The sequence below is a fragment of the uncultured Parasphingopyxis sp. genome (genome assembly GCF_937129435.1).
Classification (GTDB): domain Bacteria; phylum Pseudomonadota; class Alphaproteobacteria; order Sphingomonadales; family Sphingomonadaceae; genus Parasphingopyxis.
Map to the genome: position 1 here is coordinate 1 of NZ_CAKZNF010000018.1, position 23,596 is coordinate 23,596.

Genomic DNA, 23,596 nt, shown 5'->3' on the forward strand with positions numbered 1-23,596 from the left:
TGCGGAATGCCGGCCATGATGAAGACGCTGCCATGGCGGATGCCCGGCGCGCCCGAATATTTGTTCTCGATCAGCTCGCCGCCATCGGGCACGCGCGCCATGCGGAGCCGCGCCTCGGTCGCCCCGCCCTTGTCGCCATAATAGCGCTCCAGCATCGCCCGCGCGCGCGGATGGACAACAACTTCGACGCCCAGCGCATGGGCGATCGCATCGACGGTGATGTCATCATGCGTCGGTCCGATTCCGCCGGTAGTGAAGAGATAATCGTTGCGCCCGCGCAGTTCGTTGGCGGCGTCCGCAATCTCCTCCAGCACATCGGGCACGATCCGCACCTCGGCGAGGCGGATGCCCTGCACATTGAGCCACTTCGCCAGCGCCGCGACATTCTTGTCCTGCGTACGGCCCGAGAGAATCTCGTCCCCGATGACGAGCATGGCGGCGGTCCAGATGCGGGAGGATGACATGGCGGCAAGGCATAGCGGATGGGCGCGGAATCGCAATTTGGAAAGTTGCCGAAAGTGCCGCGACACGGGGTGGTAATTTTCGTGGATTGGCGGTTTTCGGGGCGATTTTAGCGAAGGCCGCTGCAAAACGCGTCCTCTGGCGACACTTTCGCCCCGCTTCGCCCCGAATATCCCCGCCCGCGTGACACTTTCGGTGCATCATGCGGCATTTTTCGCAGGGAATGTTGGACGGGGATTGCGGGGGGCGGCGAGAAGGCGCGGGTGCCGTCTAGGCCGCCAGCTGCGTTTCGATCCGTTCCAGTTCCAGTTCGAACTGGCGCCACAGGAAAGTCGCCTCTTCGGGCGGCAGGACTTTCGCCTTGATCGGAAAGCTGTTGCGGTGATGACGCAGCGTCGAGGCGTCCCACGGAGATTCGCTGCGCGCCGCCTTGGCCGTTTCCAGCAGCTCGTGCAGTTCCAGCCGCACCGCGTGCGAACCGACGAACTTGGGCGCTTCCGGTTCGTCGAGATCGAAACCGATCTGTTCGTCCATCAAGGCCTCCTCCATGCTCGTCAACCGGATTGCTTCTTGCCGCCATGGATAGACGGTTCGGCGGCCAGCTTTTTCCGCAACAGATCGAGCGCGCCGCCTTCGTCCGCCAACGCGCCCGGCAGCCCCAATATATCGATCAGAAATGCCGCGTCCAACGCGGTGCGGGTGTTATCCACATCAATTTCATGCAAGGGCCGCATGGGGATATCGGCGCGCTCCTGGAGAAGCGCTGCGCTGTCGGCGAGTTGCTTTTCGGTCAGCTGAGCAGGATCGAGCATGGTCATGTTTGCCAAAGCCTCCTTGCCCATATTGCCTCTGCCCTTCTGCTGCTTGTTGGCCTGCCACCAATGCAGAAGAAGGCCAATTGAAGAATTCCCCCATAATGCGATTGCGGCCTCCTCCTCAGACGACGCGAAACGGAGTGATAGCCATGCGCGTCCCCCAATCGTGCGGCGCGCACAATATTGCATTGCGGTCACTTGGCTATTGAACTGAAAATTTTGATTGAAATGCAGATGCGAGGCGCTGGCCATGACCTCGTTCACCTTGTCGAGGATGATCGCCTTTTCCTCCGCATTCTTGCCAGGTCTGACACGACCTTCCTTGTCGGCCTCGAAGCAGAGCGATCTCTCGCGATCGGCATTATGGCTCCAGAGAATGGGATAGGTCACCGACGCAGGTTTGGTCGTGGGCTCCACCTTGAATGGTCCGCGTATCTTTCCGCCAGCCCCATTCCAATTGATGTCCGCATGATAGGGTCCGATCTGGGCAATCATATCGCGCACTTCGGCAAGCGGCAGGGCATCGGCCAATGCCTGGGGCATTCCGGGCAGCCACAGCGATTTTTCGGTAATCAATCGCCAGGCCGATTGCGCCAAGGACAGATCGGCAACGCGACAAATGTCCCACGTGTCGTCCGATGGCAGCGGCGCCTCGATCGCTTCGCCGACCTTGTCGGCGCCGATCATGATCGGCGAACCCCCATGCGGGGGATCGTCAATCTTATTGATGGCGCCGCCCTCGATCAGCCGCTTGATCGATTTGGCCGTTGCATAGCCGTCGAGCGGCGAGCTGGGCCGGTCGTTCAACACGATGTACGTCGCGGGACGCACATCCGTGCTGTCGTCTTCCCGTCTTTTCGCTACAGTCAATGCTTCCGCCATGCCGGTATCGGCCGAAAACGAGGTTTCACGCGACTGCGTTCCCGTGATCGAAAGGACAATCACATCCTCATAGCCTTCGGCCAATCGCTTGCGCGATTTGTCCCAGGCCTCGCCCGACATCAGGCTCAATGGCGTAATCAGACCGAGCGTGCCGCCCGACGCCAGCTTGCGATGGCCCAGTTCGATGAAGCCGCTCGCCTCGCCCGCCTGACCGTCATAGCAATGATCGCCATCCAACGACTTCAACAGCTTGTCGAACGCGCGTTTCATTTCCTTCTGTTCGTCCTTGTCAGCGGCGAAGGCGGCGAACATCGGATTGGGTACGCCGACTTTTGAGGCCTCCTGACCGGTCGGACGCGTGAACGGCGGATTCATGATGACCAGATCGAAGCTCTTGTCGGCCACGTCGACAAAGACATTCTTTTCCTTCGCACCCTTGGCGCCGATCCCTGTCGCGGAAACGGCATCCATTGCCTTTTGACGTGCCAGCAAATCGAGCGATCCGAGGGCGACGGTCTTGTCCGGCTGGGCGCCGTAGGACACGGTCATGATCATGCTGTCGGTGTATGTCGTTTGCGGGTGAACGCCCGATAGCATCGCAGCGGTCAAATGGGCGGCCGCAGGCAGAACGTCGGCGCCGACGAGAACCGATCCCATCATTGCCGGGTGGATGACTTCCGAATCACCACCTCTCAGTTCGAAATATTGGCCCAGCCTCGTATAGGCCGTCGAAAGAAGCGTACCGGTGCCGCAGGCGAAATCGCCAACCTTCAATCCTTCGACGCTCTCTATGTCCGTCCAGTCATCCCCGCTCGGCGTGTGATTCCGGTTCAGCGCCAATCCCACCATGAGCGCGGCCGATGCCGGTGTCGTATAATAGGCGGCCAGGAATTTGCGATCAGCGATGAGCTTCTGGAAAACGGCACCCGTCAGATCGTGACTGCGCGTCAGGCTGTTCTCGACCAGTTTGATCGCGGTGTCGGCGAGCGTATTGCAGAGCCCGTTACCGATGATTGACGGAATGACATCGAAAATTCGACACGCGATATCGAAAATGGGCCAATAGTTGACCTTCAAGATGGCGCGCCATTCGTGCAGAACCTGACTTCTGGTCAGTTGCCCGGCTCCTCTCATTTCTTCGAGATTGCGGATCGATGCCAAACCGCCCGGACCGTGCGCCAAGGTTTCGTGAAATATGAAGGCATTCGCCAATATGGTCGTTGCCATCCGCCGGGTCTGTTCGCTGTCTTCCTGGCAAAGGGCTTCTGCCATCTTGAGAAGAGCGGGCTCGTATTTGTGCTCGATACCCGCCAGTTGACCGGCGGCCTGTTGCACGCCGGTCATGAGCTGATCGGCAGCCTCTTCGACTATCGAGGGAGGGACGGTCGCCGCCTGTACGATGATCGAAAGGTCGTCGATTGTACCGGTAAGCCAGCCCTCCGAAGGCCAACGCTCGGCAGCGTCGGGCGAGGTCCCGGTAAAGAGCGCGCATTCGATATCTTTCGCACTCCGCAACTCGTCTGTTAACGATTGACCCGACAGGTTGCGCAGACGTTCCGGCGTTCTCACGGCGACGGAAGACAAAATCGACCGTCCATTCTCGGCCAGCACCTCGCCAAGACGATCGCGTGCCTCAGCCTCGACGGTCAGAGCAGGAAGCACTTCATTTTCGACGACCACGGGAGACACGCCGAATTCGGTTACAAGGATGTCGGGCCGCTTTGTGCTCCCGGCGAAATTGCCTGTGTGCTCCGAACGAATCGTATCGCCTTTTCGCCAATTACGCCGCGTCGCACGCAATAGATTTGCGATCGCGTCGTTGATTGTGTGTTCAGTCGTCGCCACGCAAACTCGCCTCCCCGTCGCAAAGACTTAGCGGCGACGGACGGGAAAGGGCAATGGTTTGTAGGACGCCGCGGCGCTCCGTTCTACCGCGCCCCATCCCCGATCAGCGTGAACGGCGACCAGAAGGCTGGGTGGGCCCAGCTTGTCCGGTCGGTGTCGTGGCTTTCGTCCATGCGGACTTCGCGCATCGCCTGTTGGAAGGCCTGGGCGCGGGTGAGGGTTTCGTTGTCGCGTTCCAGTTCGATCGTGCGGACGGTGACTTCGGCGGCGACGTCGTCGTTCACGGGCCAGTGCGAAGCGAGCAGGTTGCGCGCGCCGGCGTAGAAGAAGGCGCGGGCGAGGCCGGACAGCCCCTGCGCGCCTTCGCTGCCGTCGCCGGCGGCGGTGTTGCAGGCCGACAGGATCACCCAGTCGGCGTTGAGCCGCAGCGTCGCGACTTCGCTCGCGGCGAGATAGCCGTCATCCTCGTCGGTCGCTTCGCGCGGCGGCGTGAAGACGAGGCCGGGCTCGACGATTTCGCTGCGGTCGTTCGCGGTCAGGCCGTGGGTCGCGAAGGCGATGATGCGGGTGTTCGACAGGTCCGCCGTGCGCACCGCCGTTTCGGTCGCCTGTTCGGCCAGCTTGATCGCGCTTTCGGGGGCGCCGAGCGCGGCGCGCATATTGTTGAGCTCGATCGCGGTGCCGGGGAGCCGGGCCATGTTGCGGAGCGCACGGACATTGGCGATGCCGCCGCCCGATCGGGTGCGCTGCTGGGTGAAGATCTCGGCCGCATCGGGGGCGCTGTTGCCGCGGTTGAGGCCGCGCGTCTGCGCGACGCCTTGCAGCGCGGGATCGCCGAAGCCGGCGAACATCTGCGCTTCGCCCGCATCGCCGCGCCGTTCCTCGAACTGGCGCAGAAGCTGCAGCGACTGGACCGAGGGGATATGGGTCAGCGCGAAATCGTCGGCGAACCATCGGGTGGCGCGCAGGTCCGCGCCGTTGCTGTCGCTGCCTTGCGGCTCTTCGACGACGAGCATCGCGAAGGGCAGGCTGGAGAGCGCGCCGCCGGACGCGATGAAGAGCTGGTTACGGCCTTCGAGCGCACCCGCCACCGGGGCGACGACCTGGTTGTAGAGCGCGTGCGCGGTCGCACGGTCGAAGGCGAAGCCGTCCGCCTGCGCGGCGCGCCATTCGGCGAGTTCCTCCTCGGACGTCTCGACGCTGGCGCCGACATCCCAGCGCAGCCGGCGCACGGCATCGCCGATCTCCTCGCGCGTCCAGTCGCTGCGCGCCCAGGTCGCGCCGTCGCTGGTCAGCGCCATGACATGGGTGCCGAATTCGGTGGGGACGGTGAGCAGGATCGCCTCGTCGGGGCCGAGCAGCGCGCTCGTCTGTTCGACGGTCAGCGGTTCGGGGCGGACGAGCGCGAAATAGTCGGGGAAGTCGGCGCGCAGCGTCGCGTCGATCTCGTCCATCCGCGCCTCGATCTCGCCGCGCTCGGTGCGGAGCCGCTCGCGCAGTTCCTCATCGGATTCGCTCGATCCGCCGAAAGTCAGCGCATAGCGTTCGTTGTTCGCGGCCCATTGCTCGGACAGCGACTGGCGTTCGCGGACCAGCGCACCGAGCCCCTCGCCCGCCTGATCGGCGAAGCGGCGCACCGCCATCTCGACGATCGCGCGGTTGGCGCTGCCCGCCATTGCATCCTGCAGCGCGGTATAGGCTTCGGCGCGCAGCCCTTCGCGGGGCTCGACATTCGCCTCAGCCGCGGCCCAGGCGGCATCGGCGAAGAGCGCGAAATATTCGGCCTGCGAAGCCGCCTCCCGCTCGGCCTGCGCCTCGGCGAAGCGGCCCTGTGCGTGCGCCGCAGCGGCGGGCAGCGCGAACGCCGCCAGGGCGATACCCGTCTTCAGAATCAACTTGTTCATCGCTTCCCCCTACCCGTTGAAATCGTTTCTATATCCATTGCCGTCCGCGTCCAATCCCTATTGCCTTGGCCCTCATGGCGCCGCGCCGAGTTGCCGCCGCCGCTGCCTGATCGCCGCGACCATCGCGCGGGCGGCCTCGATCGGCTGGCCGAGCGCGGGCTGGTGAAGGCGGAGCCAGGTCAGGTCGGCGGCCGCCAAGATCGTGTCGGGATGGAGATCGCCCAGTGCCTCGCGGCGGTGCGCAAATGCGGCGGCCAGATCCTCGTGCGCCTCTTCGAAACGTCCGGCGCGAAGATCGAGCCACGCCCGGTTATAACGGCTGAGTAGCGTATCCGGATGCGCCGGACCCAATATGCGTTCGCGCCGCGACAGCGTATCGGCGTAGAGCGCCCGTGCCCCTTCCCCGCGCCCGCCGGTCGACAGGGCGACGGCGAGGCTGTTCGCGTTGTTGAGCGTGGCCGGGTGGTCGGCGCCCAGTAGGTCGCGCGCACCTTCATAGGCGAGCGTGGCGCTCGCAATCGCCTGTTCGGAGTCGCCCAGCCGGCCGTAGATGGCGGCCAGATTGGCATGGGCGAGAAAGGTATCGGGGTGATCGGCGCCATAGCGCCGGATCGCCGCGTCGCGCGCCCGCAATGTCAGCGGCAGCGCCTCGGCATAGCGTTCCTGGCGGTAAAGCGTGCGGGCAAGGCCGGTCATCGAATCGATCGTCGACGGGTGATCGGGACCGAGCAGCGCCTCGCGTCGGGAAAACACCTCAAGCTGCAGCTGCTCCGCCCCGGCATAATCGCCGCGATTGACGGCGAGCGAGGCGAGGTTGCCGATCGCGGTGATCGCGTCGGGATGGTCCGGTCCGCCGCGCTCCATGGCCAGGACCCGCGCCTCTTCGAGCAGCCTCGTCGCATCGGTATATCGGCCCTGCATACCGTAGGCGAGGGCGAGATTGTTGAGCGCCGTCGCCGAAACGCCCGACGCGCTCTGCCGCTGCCGCGCGACCGTATCGGCAAAGATGGCCACTGCTTCGTCGACCCTCCCGGCGCTCTCGAGCATCGAGGCCAGATTGGCGCGTACGCGAAGCACGGCTTCATGGTCCGCGCCCAGCGTTTCGGCCAGCCCGGCATGGACCTGCTCGATCAGCGTCACCGCTTCGCCGATACGCCCCAGCCGTTCATAGGCGAGGGCGAGCCCGTTCATCGAGATCAGCGTATTGGCGGCGCGCTCGCCATCGGTCCGGCGGCGCGCATCGACCAGCTGTTCGTAGACACCGGCCGCGCGCGCATAGTCCCCCGTCTGGAGCAAGGCATTGCCAAGCCGGGAACGCGACATCAGCGTTTCCGGATGATCGGGCCCGAAGGCGCGCTCTCTTCCCGCCATGGCGCGCTCGAAGGCGTCGCGCGCCTCGGCGAATCGCCCGGTTCCGACAAAGACCTGTCCCAGCGAATCGACCCAGGCCAGCGTGTAGGGATCGTCCGGGCCTAGCGCCTCGCCGAACCGATCGATCAGAGTAACGACGATCGGCTCGGCCTCGGCAAAGTCACCGCGCGCAAAGACCTGCCGCGCGCGATCCATTTCGGCGGCGCTCTCGGCAACGATCGAAGGCAGTTGCGGCGATGGTTGCGCGGACGCCGGCGGCGCGCTCGACGCCAGGGGCTTTTCTTGTGCGGCCAGCGGCACAGCCAGCAGCATCGCCAGCAAGACGGCCACGGAGCAAGGGCGCACTGCGTTTCTGTCCATTTCCGCTACCCTATCGTTCGGCCGACCGGCGCTCGCGGATGCCCGCCACCAACGCACGTCCGGGGGCGAGGGTTTGCGCGCCCTCGCCCGCCTGCAACCGCCCGCGCAGCAGCATCGCCGCGCTCGACTGGGCATAAGGGTGCGTCATGCCGAACAATTCCCGGCGGCCCGCCAAAACGTCCGCCGCGATGCGGTTGGCTTCGTCCAGATCGCCGCGCCGGAATTGGAGCAGCGCCATATTGCTCCGCGCGATCAGCGTCGACGGGTGGTTCTCACCCAGCGCTGCGCCGCGAATGGCGATCACCCGGTCGTAGAGATCCTCGGCCTCATCAAAGCGGCCCGATCGCATCAGGATACCGGCGGCATTGTTGGCCGGCAGCGCGGTGCGCGGATCGATATCGCCATAGCGTTGGCGGCGCGCGTCGAACACGGCACGGTACAGCGTCAGGGCTTCGTCGGTACGGCCGAGATCGGCATAGATCGCGGCAAGGGCGATCTTCGCAAAATCGGTTTCGGCATGATCGTCGCCCAGCAAATGCCGGCGTCCCGCAAGGACGCGTTCGGCGATGATGGCGGCTTCGGCATTGCGTTGCTGCTCCCAGAGGATCGCCGAAAGATTGCCGAGGACCGACAGGGCGGCCTCGCTATCGGCGCCGTCGATCCGCTCGCGCCGTTCGGCGAGATCGGTGAAAATGGCTTCGGCCTCGGCGAGCCGGCTCTGTGCGATCCTGACCAGACCGAGATGATTGGAGGCGACGAGCGCGCGTTCATGATCGGGGCCCAGCGCCGCGATCGCCCGGTCGCGATTGGCGTCGAGCAGCCCGGCGGCCTCGGACAGCCGGCCCTGGCGATAGAGAATGAAACCCAGATTGGCCTCGGTCGCCAGCGTATCGCGATCGTTATCCCCGAGCTGCTCGCGCCGGACCGCCAGTGCGTCGCGATACATGTCCGCCGCTTCGGCAAGCTTGTCGGCCTGCGCATAAAGCGTGCCGAGATTGTTGGCGACACGCGCGACCAGCAGCGGCTGGTGATTGCGGGCGCCGCGAACCTGCTCATAATAGGCTTCCGCCAGCACGATGGCTTCGGCCAGACGCCCGGCGCGCAACAGTTCGCCGAGCTCCGGTGCATCGCCCTGCATCGCCGGCGCAGGCGATGACGCGACGAACATCAGCGATGCCGCAAGAATCGCGATCCTGTGTACGCGGCGCATGACGCCCTCCTACTTCGCGACCGGCAGGCAATCTGCACGGACCGGATGCCCGGGGCAAGGGTCGCAACCGCAGCGATAAGCATCTATATATCGCCCCATGAACGAATATCAGACGATCACGGCGGACGATTCGGTCGTTCGCGACGGTTCCATCAAGCTGCACGATGCCAGCGGGTTCGAAGGCATGCGTGCGGCCGGGCGGCTGGCGGCGGAAATCCTCGACGCGCTTGTGCCGATGGTCGAGCCGGGAGTGACGACCGAGGAGATCGACGATTTCGTGCTCGAACGGATGCGCGCGGGCGGCGGCATTCCGGCGACGATGAATTATCGCGGCTATACGAAAAGCTGCTGCACCTCGATCAACCATGTCGTGTGCCACGGCATCCCGGCGGACAAGCCGCTCAAATCGGGCGACATCGTCAATATCGACGTCACGCCGATCCTCGACGGCTGGCACGGCGACACCAGCCGGATGTTCACCGTCGGCAAGGTGCCGATCAAGGCCGAGCGGCTGATCGACGTGACTTATGAGTCCATGATGCGTGGTATCGCACAGGTAAAACCCGGCGCGCGGCTGGGCGATGTCAGCCACGCGATCCAGAGCTTCGCCGAGGGTCACCGCTATTCGGTCGTCCGCGATTTCTGCGGCCATGGGCTCGGAAGGCTGTTCCATGACGCGCCCGAGGTGATCCATGCCGGCCATCCTGGAACGGGGCCGGAGCTCAAGCCCGGCATGTTCTTCACCATTGAACCGATGATCAATATCGGCCGGCCGCATGTGAAGGTGCTCGAAGACGGCTGGACCGCCGTCACCCGCGACCGCAAACTCTCCGCCCAGTTCGAACATTCGGTCGGCGTGACCGAAGACGGGGTGGAGATCTTCACAAAGAGCCCGGCCGGGCTGGACAAGCCGCCTTACCGCTGATCGCTCCGAATCCGTCCGGTCCGAGGGGCGAAACACTCCATAACGGACCCACTCGGCATTCTCATTTCACCAAAAGGCTGGTGAATTCGCCCCATAGTTCAGGGGGGCTGAATCATGGCAGGCGACATGCCCGAGCCGGTCGGCGAAATGGCCGGCGAGGGGCGTTGGCGGAAGACCAACCGGGTCTGGATTCCCGAGCTCGACACAGTCGCGCAGGAGGAAATCGAACGAATAAAGCGCGAAACCGATTTGGAGGCGCGCGCCGCCGAGGACGGGCGCAACAACCGCCCGCCGCTTAGCGACACGAGGCTGAACGAGATCCAGCTCGATCTCTGTAGCAAGGTCTATTCGGGCATCCTGTTGCTCAACCAGTTTCTCGCCGAACAGGTCGATCTGGCGCTCAAGCATGTCCGAGCGATGATGCCCGACCGGCTCGATGCGGAAAGCGTCAAGGACGAATGCGAACGCGAGATCAACCGCGTCTTCGGCGACGAGCATAGCCATCTCGTCGAACTCAAGCGCAAGGAGCTGGAAGCCGGGCGATATCTGCGCTTTTTCCGGCACAAGAACCGGATTCATCACGAGGCCGACTATCCTGCATCGCTGATCAAGCTGATCGCCATCCTGTTCGCGATGTTCCTCGGCGAATCGCTGATCAACGGATCGCTGTTCGCCGAAATATCGACGACCGGCCTGATGGGCGGCGCCGTCTTCGCCGGGATGATCAGCGCCATCAATATCGTGCTGGGGCTTATGGCTGGCTATGTCGGCTGGCGTTATTCCGGTCATGTTGCGCCGCTGCAGAAGTCGATCGGCGTTTTCGTCACCATGGCCTGCCACAGCGCCGCGATGACGTGGAACCTGCTCGTCGCCCATTTTCGCGAAGCAGCCGAGATCATCGTCGCGCGCGACGATATCAGCTTCGATTTCAGCCAGATGCGCGAGGCGACGTTCAATCATATCGAGGCGACCGGCTGGCTCGGGATCGATTCGCTTCAATCCTGGGCGCTGCTGCTGATCGGAGTGATCATCCACTTCATTTCGGCGCGCGAAGGCTGGGACGAGATCGCCGATCGCTATCCCGACTACAAGCAGGCCGACCAGAGAGCCGTGCGTACGCGGGAGAATTTCGAATTCGCAATGGCGGACCTGCGCGACGATATTCGCGATGGGGTCGAGGATATCGAGGCGCGCGCGAAAAACACCGTCGCTCTGGCCCAGCAGGCCGAGCGCGACGCGGCGATGCTGCTCGATCAAGCCGAGCAGCGGCGGGCGGAAGTACGCGACAGCGAGGATGAATGGGTCAATGGCGGCAACCGGCTGCTTCGCACCTATCGTGAAATCAACACCGATATCCGCGACAAGGACACCACGCCGTCTTACTTCAAACACTTCCCTACCGCCGCCGATTACCGCCAGAACAACTTCGACGGCAGCCCGGCGAAGAAGGACGTCGCCGAGCGCACCAAGGCGGTTCAGACGGCGCTCGCCGAGATCGAGGCGTTGAAAAAGCAGGCGCACGATATTGCCGAAGCCGGGCAGGACGTGCTGCGCGAGATCGGCCGCCACATCACCCATGCCATGGACCGGGTCGATGCCCGGATCGAACTTGAAGGCCTTGCCATCCGGGAGGAAGCGGAACGGGCGATGGCGGAACAGGCCGGGCCGATCGACAGTGAGCTGGCGGCGATCGCGCCGAGATCGGCATGACACGCAGCCGTTCGCAACGGCGCGACCGAAGCGGGCGCGACCGGCGGAGGATGGCGCGGTCCCTTGGCTCGCGTCCGCGCCGGGAACGTGGCGGAGAGAAGCGCTGGTGGATCGTGATCGCCGTCTGCGTCCTGGTAGTCGGCCTGTTGGTCTGGCTCAACGCGTTCGTGATCGAGCATGTCGAGGTCGACGAAATCACCGGCTGCCCTTCGAACGGCCGGATGCCGGAGGCGCACACGATCATCCTCGTCGACGAGACCGACGCGCTCAATCCCGACACGATCGAATATGCCAAGAACGTCATCTACAACGAATATCGCTGGCTTCCGATCGGCGGCCGGATGACGGTTCGCAACGTCATCAGCAACCCCGATCTGGCCGAGGACATCGTCTTCTGCCGCATCGAGGATGGATCGAATGCGAACGGCATCATCGACAACCCGCGCATGATACAGCAGCGGTTCGACGAAATCGCGGGAGAGCGTCTGCAACAGCTTTACGAAGCGCTCAGCGTGGCGCCGGAACAGGAACAGTCGCCGATCGCCGAATTCGTGTCGATCGCGATGGACCGTACCAATTTCGGCCGCAACGTGGCGGATCGCCGACTGATCCTGCTGTCCGATATGGCGCAGCACAGCGATATCGCCAGCCAGTACGGCGCGGCACCCCTGCTCGACCCGGACGCGCCGGCCCTCGACCATCTCGAACGCGAGATGGCCGGTGTGCACCTGCGGATCCACTATCTTCGCCGACCCGAACTCGCGCGGCTGCAAACCGATGCCCATCGCGCGTTCTGGACTGGATATTTCGCGAATATGGGCGCCGACGATATCGCACTCGGACGCGGTCTACTGCTGGGCGAACCGGATAACAGGGAGACTTGGAGCTATGACAGAGAGTGAGAGGGGGTCTGCCGTGTCGGCTACCGCCGGCGCGGTGAAGGGGCTGTTCGCGGGCCTTCGCGGCAAGGGTGTGAGCGGCGAGCTCGATACGCAGATCGCCGTGATGCTGCCGATCGTCGCCGCCATGGTCGCGGACGGCATGGTGGAGGACGAGGAGCTCGCCCAGATCCATGCCGTGTGCGATTTCAGCCCGATCTACGAGCGCAATTCGCTGACGCAGAACGAGATGCTGGTCGGCCGCGCGATCCGGATCATCGACGATCTCGGACTCGAGAACGCCTGCCGGGCTGCACGCGAACAGCTGTCGCGCGCGCTCTGCGAGACCGCCTTCGTCCATGCCGTCCGCGTGATCTTCTGTGACGGCTATGTCGGCCAACTGGAGCGCGAAGTCGTCGAGCAGATGATCGGCTGGCTCGAAATCGATCGCGACCGCGCGCGGATGATGACCGAGGTCGTCTCGATCATGCAGCATTCCGCCTCGGCCTGACGACCGGGGGCACCGGGCTCCGATCTCCCGATTGCAACGCTTCCCCGGTTGCGCCAATGTGGCGGGAATCGAGGGAGGGAATGACGGTCATGCGGATCTGGGCAACGATCGCGGCGTTTGGCGCCATGGCCTTGGCGGCCTGCCAGAGCGAACCGCTCGACGAGGCGGCTGCGGCGGATGCGTCGTTCAGCGCCGCCGATGTCGATGGCGACTATCTCACCACGGGCGGCGACGGCAGCAACTGGGCGGCGGTCAATTTCAACTACGACGAAACGCGCTTCAGCCCGCTCGATCAGATCAACACCGACAATGTCGATGAACTCGGCGTCGCCTGGTATGCCGATCTTCCCGATGCGCGCGCGCAGGAAGCGACGCCGATCGTCGTCGGCAACACCATGTACCTCACCGGTCCCTGGTCCAAGGTCTTCGCCTATGATGCGGCAACGGGCGAGCCGCTATGGGAATTCGATCCCGAGGTGCCGCGCTCGGTCCTCCAGAATCTGTGCTGCGACGCCGTCAACCGCGGCGTTGCCGTGTGGCGCGGGAAGCTGTTCGTCGGCACGCTCGACGGGCGGCTGATCGCGATCGACGCCAATACCGGTGCCCAGCTCTGGTCGACGCAGACGACCGACCGCGAACGCCCCTATTCGATCACCGGCGCGCCGCGCGTCGTCAACAATCATGTCATCATCGGCAATGGCGGCGCCGAATTCGGCGTGCGCGGTTATGTCTCCGCCTATGACGCCAATACCGGCGCGCTCGTCTGGCGCTTCTACACTGTCCCCAATCCCGACGGCGAACCCGACAATGCGGCATCGGACGAGGTGCTGCGGACAGCCGCGCGGACCTGGTCCGAAGAGGGCAATTGGCGCGAGAGCGGCGGCGGCGGCACGGTCTGGGATTCGATCGTCTACGATCATGAACTGAACCAGCTCTATATCGGCGTCGGCAACGGCAATCCGTGGAACCATGGCGTGCGTTCGGATGGCGAGGGCGACAATCTCTTCCTCTCCTCGATCGTCGCGCTCGACCCCGATACCGGCGAATATCTCTGGCATTACCAGGAAACGCCGGGCGAGACCTGGGACTATACCGCCACCCAGCAGATGATCCTCGCGACGCTGACCATCGACGGCGCGGAGCGGCAGGTGATCATGCACGCGCCGAAGAACGGCTTCTTCTTCGTCATCGATCGCGGAACGGGCGAGCTGATCTCGGCCAAGCCGTTCGTCGAGAATGTCAACTGGGCGACCGGTTATGACGAGGAAGGCCGGCCCATCGAAAATCCCGAGGCGCGTTTCTACCGCACCGGCAACCCGTTCATCGCGATGCCGGGACCGATCGGCGCGCACAACTGGCAGCCCATGGCGTTCAGCCCGGAAACGGGCCTCGTCTACATCCCGGCCAATATCGTGCCGCAGGCCTTCCTGCCCGCGACCGAGGAACGGATGCGCGCGCAGAGCCCAATCGGCTTCAACACCGGCACGAACCTTGAGGACGGCATGCTGCCGCGCGACGAAGCCGTGGTGCGCGAGGCGCTGGCCTCGGTGCGCGGCCAGCTCGTTGCCTTCGATCCGGTGGCGGGCGAGGCGCGTTGGACGGTCGATTATCCGACCCCGTGGAACGGCGGCACGCTGGCGACGGCGGGCGGGCTGATCTTCCAGGGCACCGCGACCGGCGAGCTGAAAGCCTATGATGCGGCGACCGGCGAGGAACTCTGGTCGATGGATACGGGTTCCGGCGTGCTCGCGGGTGCGTCGACCTTCACCATCGACGGGGTGCAGCATATCGCCTTCACCACCGGGCGCGGCGGCGCCTTCACCATCACCGCCGGCACCGCCGACATCACGGCCGGCCGCGTGCCGAACGTACCGCGCCTGATCGTGCTTCGGCTCGGCGGCAACGGTATCCTGCCCGAAACGCCGCCGGTCGATCAGATGACGCTCGACCCGCCCGAATCGACGGGCCGGCCCGAGCAGGTCGCAACCGGCCAGCGTCTCTACGCTCGCTACTGCCTCGTCTGTCACGGCGAAGGCGCGATCGGCGGCGGCGTCAATCCGGACCTGCGCTTCTCGGGCTTTCTGCGCGATGCCGATGCATGGCGTGGCGTGATCCTGGGCGGCAACCTCGCCGAGAACGGCATGCCGAGCTTTCGCGAAGTCCTGAACCGCGCCCGCGCCGAAGCGATCCGCCACTATGTGATCGACAAGGCGAATTACGACCTGCAGCAACTCCGCGCGCGGCGCGAGGAGGCGGAGAGCGGTGAGGCTGCCGACGACGGCTGATCGGTCGAAAGGGGAGCGCGATGGGCGAGTATAGCGTTCGCTTCAGCTTCGGCGGTGCGCCGCAGCCAATGCGCCCTGCTGCCGACATGCCTAACCCGGCACCCGATCCCGACCAGCCGCTGATCGAATTCCTCTGCGATCCCGCGCTCCACGGCCGAATTCCCGCGCCCGATCGCGCCGTGCGGTTCGTGCCGGACTGGTTCAAGCGGCTCGAGCGAGATCTCGGTATGCCCGATGCGCACGGGCTGCCGGGGCTGACGGCCAAGGCCTGCCTGCCGATGACCGACGCCTTCGCGCTCGGCTTTGTCATCCCGCTGCCCTTCGACGTGCAATTGCTGGTGCCCGAAGACCGGGTGTCGATCCAGCTCGGCTGGGCGGCCGATACGCCGTTCCAGCCGATCGAACAGCACCTCCCCGCGCAGATCGGCGCCCCTGCCCCGCCCTTCGAACACACGATGCCGCTGAAGTTTATCAACCCGTGGCGGATCAAGATGCCCGATGGTTATTCGCTGCTCTTCACCCAGCCGCTGAGCCGCCCCGACCTGCCCTTCACCTGCTTTTCCGGCCTCGTCGATGGCGATCGCTTCGACACCACGGTGAACCTCCCCTTCGCCTGGACCGGACCGACTGGCGAACATGTCCTCCCCGCCGGCACGCCCATTGCCCAGCTGATCCCGATCCGCCGCGACGCGATGATCAAGCAGGCAACCGCCCGCGCGTCTACCGACGACGAACTTGCCGAACAGGAAATGGCGAAAGCGCGCAAATACACCGATGAATCGACCTACCGCCGGGACTGGCGTGTGAAGAAATAGCTGCTTTCTAGAACCCCACCCGCACCGTCAGCCGCGCGTTCAGGGGTTCGCCAGTGGAGATGTTGTCGTTGTTGTGCGCGGCGGGGAAATAATCCTCGTTGAACAGGTTCTCGACGTTGAGCTGCAGCTCCACATTCTCGCTGAGCACATAATAGAGCGCGGCATCGACGCGGGTATAGCCCGGCAGGCGGACGCTGTTGTCGATCGCGGCGAATTGCGAGGACTGGTGCGTGACACCGGCACCGAAGCCGAAGCGCTCCGACACGTCATAGCGGCTCCACAGCGAGAACATGTGCTCGGGCACCTGGGCCAGCGTTCGATTGGCGAGCGCCGCGCCGACCACGCGGCCGCGCTCGTCGGCATCGAGATAGCTGTAGCCGGCATTGACCTGCCAGCCGGGCAGGAGCTCGCCGACCAGCTGCACCTCGAAGCCTTCGGTGCGGCTGCCGGTGAGGATGCTGTTCCCCGGATTGGCGGGATCGGGCGTAGTGCCGTTTTCGCGATCGAGCCGGAAGACGGCCGCCGTCAGGCTGAGCTGCGGCATCGGATCCCATTTCAGGCCGATCTCGTAGTTATCGAAGCGTTCGGGCGCGAGCGTCTCGTCGGTCGGGGTCAGAGACAGGAACTGATCGCCCGATCGCGGCAGGAAAGATCGGCTGAAGCTCGCATAGAGCGAGAGATTATCCATCGGCTTGACGATGAGGCCCACGCGCGGCGACCATTCGGTATCGGTGCGGCTCAGGAACCCGTCATTGCCGTCGCCCGCGCCGTCGGCGACCTCAATCGCATCGATCACGTCGATGTCGAACCGGTCGTAGCGGACGCCGCCGACGAGGATGATGTGCTGTCCGATCTCGAGCTGCTCCTGCGCATAAAAGGAGAGGAATTCGGCGTCAGACTGTGTGCTGCGAACCGTGACCGGGAAGCCGAAGGACGGAATGGCGAGCGGATCGGAAAAGGCGAAGGTGACTTGGTCGTCCTGGCTCACATCGAAGAACGTGTCGCGCCGCGCATTGGCGGTCTGCTGGTCGCCATATTCATAGCCCAGCAGCAGCGTATGGGCGAGCGCGCCGGTCCGCCCCTCCCAGATCAGATTGCCCTGGACGATGAAATTCTCGCGCTGCGTCGTGTCGCGATAGCCGTCGAGCGACACCGTCCCCGCCACATCGTCAAAGCCGACGGGATAGAGATTCTGGTAGAGCTTGTCGTAATCGGCATATTGCACGGTCGTGTTGAACGACAGGCTATCCGAAAAATCGTGAAAGAACCGGCCGCGGACGATATCGCCCTGGAACTGCGTCAGGTTGAAATCGGGCGAGCCGAAGAATGTGTTGTCAAAACCCATCAGCGGTTCGCCGCGCAGCGACGGAACACCGCGATCGACGGTGCGGCTGTCGTCGACATGTTCGTAGGACGCCTCGATCCGCGTCGACGGGCCGAGCGCGAAGGAGGCGGTCGGATTGAATGCCCAGCGGCCGCCGTCGTAGAAATCGCGATGGTTGTTGAGCGCCTCGTAATAACCATTGAGGCGGACCGCGACGCTGTTGGAGGCAGACAGGTTCACATCGCCCGACAGATAGGCCGATCCGAAGGTGTCGACGCTCGCCGTGCCCCCGCCGAAGATTGTATCGAACTGCGCCGTCTTGGTGACGCGGTTGATGACGCCGCCGCCGCCGCCCCGGCCGAAGATCAGCGCGTTCGAGCCACGCAGGATCTCGACACGCTCCAGATTGTAGAGCGGCCGGAAATACTGGACGTCGTCGCGCAGGCCGTCGACGAAGAAATCGGCCGTCGTGTTCTGCCCGCGGATCGTGATCTGGTCGCGATGCCCCTCGCCCTGCCCGATCGAGGCGCCGGGCGTGTAGCGCATGACATCGGCGATGTCGGTCAGCATCTGATCGTCGAGCTGTTCTCGAGAGATCACCGACAGGCTCTGCGGCACGTCGATCAGCGGCGTCTCGGTCTTGGTTGCACTGATAATCGCCGGCGGCTGATATTCGCCCGTAACGATGATCATCGGCTGCATCGCGGCTGCGGCATATTGTGTCGGCACGGTGTCGGCGATTGCCTCGGCGTGGACAGGCATCGCGGTAACAATGCCGACCGCAAGGGCACTGGCACCGGAAAGATGGAAACGGAACACAAGGAATCCCCCAACAAACGCAAAACTGCTACTGGCTCGCGAAAGCGTACCAAGCTGGCGCTGTTCTCTAATGCGACTTATTTGCAGTTGCAATCCATTGTGATCGAATTCCCCTGCCGATCCGGTCGTGACCGTCGCATCTCGCTGCAAGGCCGACGGTAAGGCCGCAACGCGGCGCGCACGGCTCGCCATCCTTGAGTCTGTCCAAAGTCTGCCTATGCTGCGAGGCTCGAAAGCAGGAGCATCGTCCCGTGAAAAAGATCGAAGCGATCATCAAGCCGTTCAAGCTCGACGAAGTGAAGGATGCGCTGCACGAGGTCGGCGTGACCGGCATGACCGTGACCGAGGCGAAGGGCTTCGGGCGGCAGAAGGGACATACCGAGCTTTATCGCGGCGCCGAATATATCGTCGACTTCCTGCCCAAGGTGAAGCTGGAGGTGGTCGTCGCGGACGGGCTTGCCGAACGCTGTGTCGAGGCGATCCAGAATGCGGCGCAGACCGGGCGGATCGGCGACGGGAAGATCTTCGTCTCGCCCGTCGACAACGCCATCCGCATCCGCACGGGCGAGCGCGACGAGGACGCGGTCTGAGAGCATGGTCATGTCGGCCTGGCGACCGTCGTGGCGGACGGTCGCAACGGCATCGCTGGCGTACACGGGGGCTTGCCGCTCCGCCCGATCACATGTTGCGGCCGCCCCCGCCTATGCTGCAGCGCAAAAATAATTTGTGCACTGCGTGGCGTTGCGTTAGAGTTTATTGCGCGTGATTCCCAGAAGAGGAAGGAAAGATTTCATGACGACGACCGCGAAAGACATTATCAAACGGATCAAGGACGAGGAGATCGAATGGGTCGATCTGCGTTTCACCGATCCGCGTGGCAAGTGGCAGCACCTGCAAATGTGTTCCGGCGTGTTGGGCGAGGACGAGCTTGAAGAAGGCCTGATGTTCGACGGATCGTCGATCGAGGGCTGGAAGGCCATCAACGAAAGCGACATGATCCTGCGGCCGGACCTCGACGCGGTCTATGCCGATCCCTTCTCCGCAACGCCGATGCTCGCCGTGTTCTGCGATATCGTCGAACCCGGCGACGGTTCGCTCTATGCCCGCGATCCGCGCTCGACGGCGAAGCGCGCCGAGGCGTTCCTGAAGACCACAGGCATCGGCGACACCGTCTATGTCGGCCCCGAACCCGAATTCTTCATGTTCGACGACGTTCGCTTCGAGGACGGTTACGACCGCAGCTATTTCAAGATCGACGATATCGAGCTGCCCACCAATACGGGCCGCGAATATGAGCTAGGCAATATGGGCCACCGTCCGCGCGCCAAGGGCGGCTATTTCCCGGTGCCGCCGGTCGACAGCACGATGGACGTGCGCGCCGAAATGGTCTCGACGATGCTCGAACTCGGCATGCCGATGGACAAGCATCATCACGAGGTCGCCGCGGCGCAGCACGAACTGGGCGTGACCTTCGGCACGCTGACCCAGACGGCCGACCGGGTGCAGGTCTACAAATATGTCGTCCAGCAGGTCGCCCATGCCTATGGCAAAACGGCGACCTTCATGCCCAAGCCGATCAAGGAAGATAACGGGTCGGGCATGCACACGCACATGTCGATCTGGGACGGCGACAAGCCGACCTTCGCGGGCGACGGCTATGCCGGGCTCAGCGAAACCTGCCTCCATTATATCGGCGGCGTCATCAAGCACGCCAAGGCGCTCAACGCCTTCACCAACCCGACGACGAACAGCTACAAGCGGCTCGTTCCGGGCTTCGAGGCACCGGTGCTCCTCGCCTATTCAAGCCGCAACCGTTCGGCCTCCTGCCGCATTCCTTACGGCACCGGCGAAAAGTCGCGCCGCGTCGAATTCCGCTTCCCCGATCCGCTGGCCAATCCATATCTCGCCTTCTCGGCGCTGCTGATGGCCGGGCTCGACGGGATCGAGAACAAGATCCACCCGGGCGACGCGATGGACAAGAATCTCTACGACCTGCCGCCGGCCGAACTCGCCAATGTGCCGACCGTCTGCGGTTCGCTGCGCGAAGCGCTCGAGGCGCTCGAGGAAGATCACGCCTTCCTGCTGAAGGGCGACGTCTTCTATCTCGACCAGATCGAGGCCTATGCCGAGCTGAAATGGGAAGAGCAGCTGCGCTGGGAAACGACCCCCAGCCCGGTCGAATACGACATGTATTACAGCGCCTGATCGACGGCGATATCGAAAAGGGGAAAGGGCCTGGCGGAAACGCCGGGCCCTTTTTCGATCGCGACGGCGGCGACGATTTTCGCTCAACCGATGCTGATCGCGTTTGCAATGCTGCGCGGACCGTCGCAATATCCGCCGTGACCATCGGGGTAGGAAAGACATCGGGGAGTCTTGTCATGAGGAAATTCGCCATCGCCGCCATTTTCGCCGGAAGCCTCGCGCTGGCCGGCTGCGAACAGCTCGGCCTGCAGCAGAGCGATGACGAGGAAGAGGCCGCGGCGAACGAGGAGGAAGATGACGGCGCCGGGCTCGGCAGCGGCTTCGGCAATGACAATGCGGGCAACACCAATGCCGGCCCGATCATCCCCAAGGACAATGCCCAGACGGCGCAGAACAACAATCAGGGCAACAACGCCGCGCTGCGCTCCTGGTTCATCGGCCAGTGGACCGATGACGGCAATTGCGCCAGCGCGATCACCATGGCGCCCGACGGCCGCTTCATCAACGCCGACGGCACCGGCGGCAACTGGGTGCTGAACGGCGATCAGCTCACCATGTCGGGCGGCGGGGGCAGCATCACGGTGACGCTCGTCCAGGCCGGGCCGGACCGGCTGCAGCTCGTCTATGCCGACGGCCGTTCGGGCTTCTCGACCCGCTGCTAACCGGCGCATAAGCGAGACGGTGGATCTCATCGGCGATTGCGCCGAGCCTTGCCCGCGCCTATCTTCGTTGCAAACACGAACCGAATCCGAACCGAGAGGAGCTTCCCGATGCACAGCTATCTGCAGCACTATATCAACGGCGAATGGGTCGACAGCGATGGCGGCCAACGCCACGAGGTGATCAACCCGGCGACCGAAGAGGCCTGTACCGAGATCACCCTCGGCAGCCAGGCCGATGTCGACAAGGCCGTCGCCGCCGCCAAGGAAGCCTTCAAGACCTTCTCCCAGACCAGCGTCGAGGAGCGGGTCGCGCTGCTCGAGCGGATCGCGGACGAATATAAGAAACGCATGCCCGATATCGCCGCCGTGATGGCCGACGAGATGGGCTGCCCCGTCGCCATCGGCAACGCCGCGCAGGCGCCGGCGGGCCTCGGTCACATCCTGAAGGCCGCCGAGGTGCTGAAGGATTTCGAATTCGAAGAGCAGGTCGGCGCTGCGCGCGTCGTGCACGAGCCGATCGGCGTCGTCGCGATGATCACGCCGTGGAACTGGCCGCTCAACCAGATCACCGCCAAGGTCGCCCCGGCGCTCGCCGCCGGCGACACCATGGTCCTCAAACCTTCGGAAGAGACCCCCGGATCTGCCGCGATCTTCGCCGAGATCATGGACGCCGCCGGCGTGCCGGCGGGCGTCTTCAACATGGTGCAGGGCGACGGCCCGGGCGTCGGTACGATGCTGACCAAGCATGAGGACGTCGACATGGTGAGCTTCACCGGATCGACCCGCGCCGGCATCATGATCGCCAAGAACGCCGCCGACACGGTGAAGCGCGTGCATCAGGAACTCGGCGGCAAGACCCCGAACATCGTGCTCGAAGGCTCGGACCTTTCCGAGGCCATTCCGAACGGCCTGCAGGGCGTGATCATCAATTCGGGCCAGAGCTGCATCGCGCCGACGCGGATGCTCGTCCATGAATCGCAATATGACGAGGCGGTGCAGGTCGCGAAGAGCGTGATGGAGAGCGTGCCGGTCGGCGATCCCAAGGAGATGGGCCAGCATATCGGCCCGGTGGTGAACGCCAAGCAATATGAGAAGATCCAGGATCTGATCCAGAAGGGCATCGACGAAGGCGGCAAGCTGGAAACCGGCGGCACCGGGCGCCCCGACGGCGTCAACCAGGGCTTCTACGTCAAGCCGACGGTGTTCTCGAACGTGACCAACGACATGACGATCGCGCGCGAGGAGATCTTCGGCCCCGTTGTGACGCTCATCAAGTATAAAGACGATGACGAGGCGGTCGAGATCGCCAACGACACCGCCTATGGCCTGTCCGCCTGCGTCTACGGCCCGCCGGAAAAGGCGAAGGCCTTCACCGGCAAGCTGCGCGCCGGCCTGATTGGCGTCAACAATTGGGGCCCGATCCCCGACGCGCCCTTCGGCGGCTACAAACAGTCGGGCAACGGCCGCGAAATGGGCAAATACGGCCTGCGCGAATTCATGGAAGTGAAATCGATCGTCGGCGAGCCGGCCTAAGACCGGCTTATGTTTCGACAGCTATTGACGGGGGCGGGCGCGATAGCGTCCGCCCTTTCTCTTTGTACCGCCTCGCCTGCCCTCGCCCAACGCACGGATCAGGCGGGGACGCCGATCACCATCGGGCAATCGTTCACGCTCGACTCAACCGTGATGGGCGCAGGACGGCGCATCGCCGTGCGATTGCCGACGGGTTACGATGCGGAGGAGAATGCCGAACGCCGCTATCCAGTCATCTATGTGATCGACGGCGGGCCCGAGCAGGATTTTCCGCATATCGCCGGCATCGCGCAAAGCGGCGATATCAACTGGACGTTCGAACCGTTCATCCTCGTCGGCATCGAGACGGTGAACCGGCGCCACGAGATCGTCCCGCCCGCAACCGATGTCGCCGCCTATGAGGCCGAACTCGGCGCGAGCCCGGGCGGATCGGCGCAGTTCCGCCGGTTCATCGCCGAGGAGATCAAGCCCTGGGTCGAGGCGCGATACCGGACGAGCGGGCGCGACGCCGTCATGGGCGAATCGCTGGCCGGGCTGTTCGTCGTCGAGACGCTGTTCGAGGCGCCGGAACTGTTCGACGATTATATCGCCGTCTCGCCGTCGCTGTGGTGGGAAGAGATGAAATATGGCCGCGAGGCGCGCGCCTATCTCGACGCGATTCCTGCAGGGGACCGGCGGCTCTATCTGACGCTGGCCGATGAAGGATACCGGCACGAGGAAGGCGTCGGGCTGCTCGTCCAGGCGCTGCAACATGGCGTTCCGCAAGGGTTCCAATGGCAGTTCGTCGAGCAGGGCGACAGCGAGACCCATGCCAGCATCTATCACGGCGCCGCGCTCGACGCGTTCCGCGCCTTTTACGGCTACCCCTCGCGTATCTACCTGCCCGGTCCGCTGCTGAGTGGCCATCCGGTCCGCGAACGCACCGCTGAGGAACAGGCGCGCCGCGACGCCGAATGCACGCGTGAAAATGCGCGCGCGACGACCCCGGCGACTACCCGGAGCGGCATGGACGCCATCACGTACGAATGCCTGCTCTACGATCTCGGCCCGGTGCCGCTGGCGGGGAATTTCGAACGCTGA

General features: G+C 64.1%; 18 protein-coding genes. 11 read left to right on the top strand and 7 right to left on the bottom strand.

Annotation, left to right across the window (positions count from 1 at the left end):
• The 6 genes from Q0139_RS03760 to Q0139_RS03785 form a co-directional block, all read right to left on the bottom strand.
• Positions 1–464: competence/damage-inducible protein A (locus Q0139_RS03760; protein ID WP_298017525.1), on the bottom strand; the 464-nt coding region annotated here is incomplete at its 3' end.
• Positions 465–732: 268 nt separating this feature from the next.
• Entirely contained in the window at positions 733–996 is a 264-nt protein-coding gene (locus Q0139_RS03765) for a hypothetical protein (RefSeq protein WP_298017528.1), read from the bottom strand.
• Positions 997–1,016: 20 nt separating this feature from the next.
• Positions 1,017–4,004 (bottom strand): hypothetical protein, encoded by a 2,988-nt coding sequence (locus Q0139_RS03770; protein ID WP_298017532.1) that lies wholly within the window; start codon positions 4,002–4,004, stop codon positions 1,017–1,019.
• A gap of 83 nt (positions 4,005–4,087) precedes the next feature.
• Complete coding sequence (locus Q0139_RS03775) at positions 4,088–5,908, bottom strand: CHAT domain-containing protein (RefSeq protein WP_298017535.1); 1,821 nt, start codon at positions 5,906–5,908, stop codon at positions 4,088–4,090.
• Between the two features lie 72 nt (positions 5,909–5,980).
• Entirely contained in the window at positions 5,981–7,609 is a 1,629-nt protein-coding gene (locus Q0139_RS03780; protein WP_298017538.1) for a tetratricopeptide repeat protein, read from the bottom strand.
• A gap of 40 nt (positions 7,610–7,649) precedes the next feature.
• Positions 7,650–8,849, bottom strand: a complete 1,200-nt coding sequence (locus tag Q0139_RS03785) for a tetratricopeptide repeat protein (protein WP_298017542.1) — start codon at positions 8,847–8,849, stop codon at positions 7,650–7,652.
• A 97-nt stretch (positions 8,850–8,946) separates the two neighbouring features.
• On the opposite strand from Q0139_RS03785, the gene map reads away from it, so the two are divergent.
• From map to Q0139_RS03815, 6 genes are all read left to right on the top strand, one after another.
• Complete coding sequence (gene map, locus Q0139_RS03790; RefSeq protein ID WP_298017545.1) at positions 8,947–9,774, top strand: type I methionyl aminopeptidase; 828 nt, start codon at positions 8,947–8,949, stop codon at positions 9,772–9,774.
• Positions 9,775–9,888: 114 nt separating this feature from the next.
• Positions 9,889–11,484, top strand: coding sequence for a hypothetical protein (locus Q0139_RS03795; protein WP_298017548.1), 1,596 nt, complete (start codon positions 9,889–9,891; stop codon positions 11,482–11,484).
• 50 nt (positions 11,485–11,534) lie between these two features.
• On the top strand, positions 11,535–12,386 hold the full coding sequence (locus tag Q0139_RS03800) for a hypothetical protein (RefSeq protein ID WP_298017551.1): 852 nt from the start codon (positions 11,535–11,537) through the stop codon (positions 12,384–12,386).
• Between the two features lie 13 nt (positions 12,387–12,399).
• On the top strand, positions 12,400–12,873 hold the full coding sequence (locus tag Q0139_RS03805; protein ID WP_298017554.1) for a tellurite resistance TerB family protein: 474 nt from the start codon (positions 12,400–12,402) through the stop codon (positions 12,871–12,873).
• Between the two features lie 89 nt (positions 12,874–12,962).
• The gene (locus Q0139_RS03810; RefSeq protein WP_298017559.1) at positions 12,963–15,158 is read left to right on the top strand and encodes a PQQ-dependent dehydrogenase, methanol/ethanol family; all 2,196 of its coding nucleotides are present in this window, start codon (positions 12,963–12,965) and stop codon (positions 15,156–15,158) included.
• A 20-nt stretch (positions 15,159–15,178) separates the two neighbouring features.
• A complete protein-coding gene (locus tag Q0139_RS03815) occupies positions 15,179–15,973 on the top strand; it encodes a hypothetical protein (RefSeq protein ID WP_298017564.1) in 795 nt (264 codons plus the stop codon).
• A gap of 7 nt (positions 15,974–15,980) precedes the next feature.
• Here the strand turns inward: Q0139_RS03815 and Q0139_RS03820 are convergent, their stop codons facing one another.
• Positions 15,981–18,116, bottom strand: a complete 2,136-nt coding sequence (locus Q0139_RS03820; RefSeq protein WP_298017570.1) for a TonB-dependent siderophore receptor — start codon at positions 18,114–18,116, stop codon at positions 15,981–15,983.
• 251 nt (positions 18,117–18,367) lie between these two features.
• On the opposite strand from Q0139_RS03820, the gene Q0139_RS03825 reads away from it, so the two are divergent.
• The 5 genes from Q0139_RS03825 (at position 18,368) to Q0139_RS03845 (ending at position 23,596) form a co-directional block, all read left to right on the top strand.
• Positions 18,368–18,706, top strand: a complete 339-nt coding sequence (locus tag Q0139_RS03825) for a P-II family nitrogen regulator (RefSeq protein ID WP_298017573.1) — start codon at positions 18,368–18,370, stop codon at positions 18,704–18,706.
• A 202-nt stretch (positions 18,707–18,908) separates the two neighbouring features.
• Positions 18,909–20,321, top strand: a complete 1,413-nt coding sequence (gene glnA / locus Q0139_RS03830; RefSeq protein WP_298017576.1) for a type I glutamate--ammonia ligase — start codon at positions 18,909–18,911, stop codon at positions 20,319–20,321.
• A gap of 176 nt (positions 20,322–20,497) precedes the next feature.
• A complete protein-coding gene (locus tag Q0139_RS03835) occupies positions 20,498–20,983 on the top strand; it encodes a hypothetical protein (RefSeq protein WP_298017578.1) in 486 nt (161 codons plus the stop codon).
• Positions 20,984–21,091: 108 nt separating this feature from the next.
• Positions 21,092–22,516, top strand: coding sequence for an aldehyde dehydrogenase family protein (locus Q0139_RS03840; RefSeq protein WP_298017583.1), 1,425 nt, complete (start codon positions 21,092–21,094; stop codon positions 22,514–22,516).
• A gap of 9 nt (positions 22,517–22,525) precedes the next feature.
• Complete coding sequence (locus tag Q0139_RS03845; protein ID WP_298017586.1) at positions 22,526–23,596, top strand: alpha/beta hydrolase-fold protein; 1,071 nt, start codon at positions 22,526–22,528, stop codon at positions 23,594–23,596.

Bases quoted from the DNA above. Each gene is read 5' to 3' on its own strand.
- glnA (WP_298017576.1), top strand. From the start codon at position 18,909: ATGACGACGACCGCGAAAGACATTATCAAACGGATCAAGGACGAGGAG.
- Q0139_RS03845 (WP_298017586.1), top strand. From the start codon at position 22,526: ATGTTTCGACAGCTATTGACGGGGGCGGGCGCGATAGCGTCCGCCCTT.
- Q0139_RS03795 (WP_298017548.1), top strand. From the start codon at position 9,889: ATGGCAGGCGACATGCCCGAGCCGGTCGGCGAAATGGCCGGCGAGGGG.
- Q0139_RS03840 (WP_298017583.1), top strand. From the start codon at position 21,092: ATGCACAGCTATCTGCAGCACTATATCAACGGCGAATGGGTCGACAGC.
- Q0139_RS03765 (WP_298017528.1), bottom strand. From the start codon at position 996: ATGGACGAACAGATCGGTTTCGATCTCGACGAACCGGAAGCGCCCAAG.
- Q0139_RS03815 (WP_298017564.1), top strand. From the start codon at position 15,179: ATGGGCGAGTATAGCGTTCGCTTCAGCTTCGGCGGTGCGCCGCAGCCA.
- map (WP_298017545.1), top strand. From the start codon at position 8,947: ATGAACGAATATCAGACGATCACGGCGGACGATTCGGTCGTTCGCGAC.
- Q0139_RS03835 (WP_298017578.1), top strand. From the start codon at position 20,498: ATGAGGAAATTCGCCATCGCCGCCATTTTCGCCGGAAGCCTCGCGCTG.
- Q0139_RS03810 (WP_298017559.1), top strand. From the start codon at position 12,963: ATGCGGATCTGGGCAACGATCGCGGCGTTTGGCGCCATGGCCTTGGCG.
- Q0139_RS03800 (WP_298017551.1), top strand. From the start codon at position 11,535: ATGGCGCGGTCCCTTGGCTCGCGTCCGCGCCGGGAACGTGGCGGAGAG.
- Q0139_RS03785 (WP_298017542.1), bottom strand. From the start codon at position 8,849: ATGCGCCGCGTACACAGGATCGCGATTCTTGCGGCATCGCTGATGTTC.
- Q0139_RS03775 (WP_298017535.1), bottom strand. From the start codon at position 5,908: ATGAACAAGTTGATTCTGAAGACGGGTATCGCCCTGGCGGCGTTCGCG.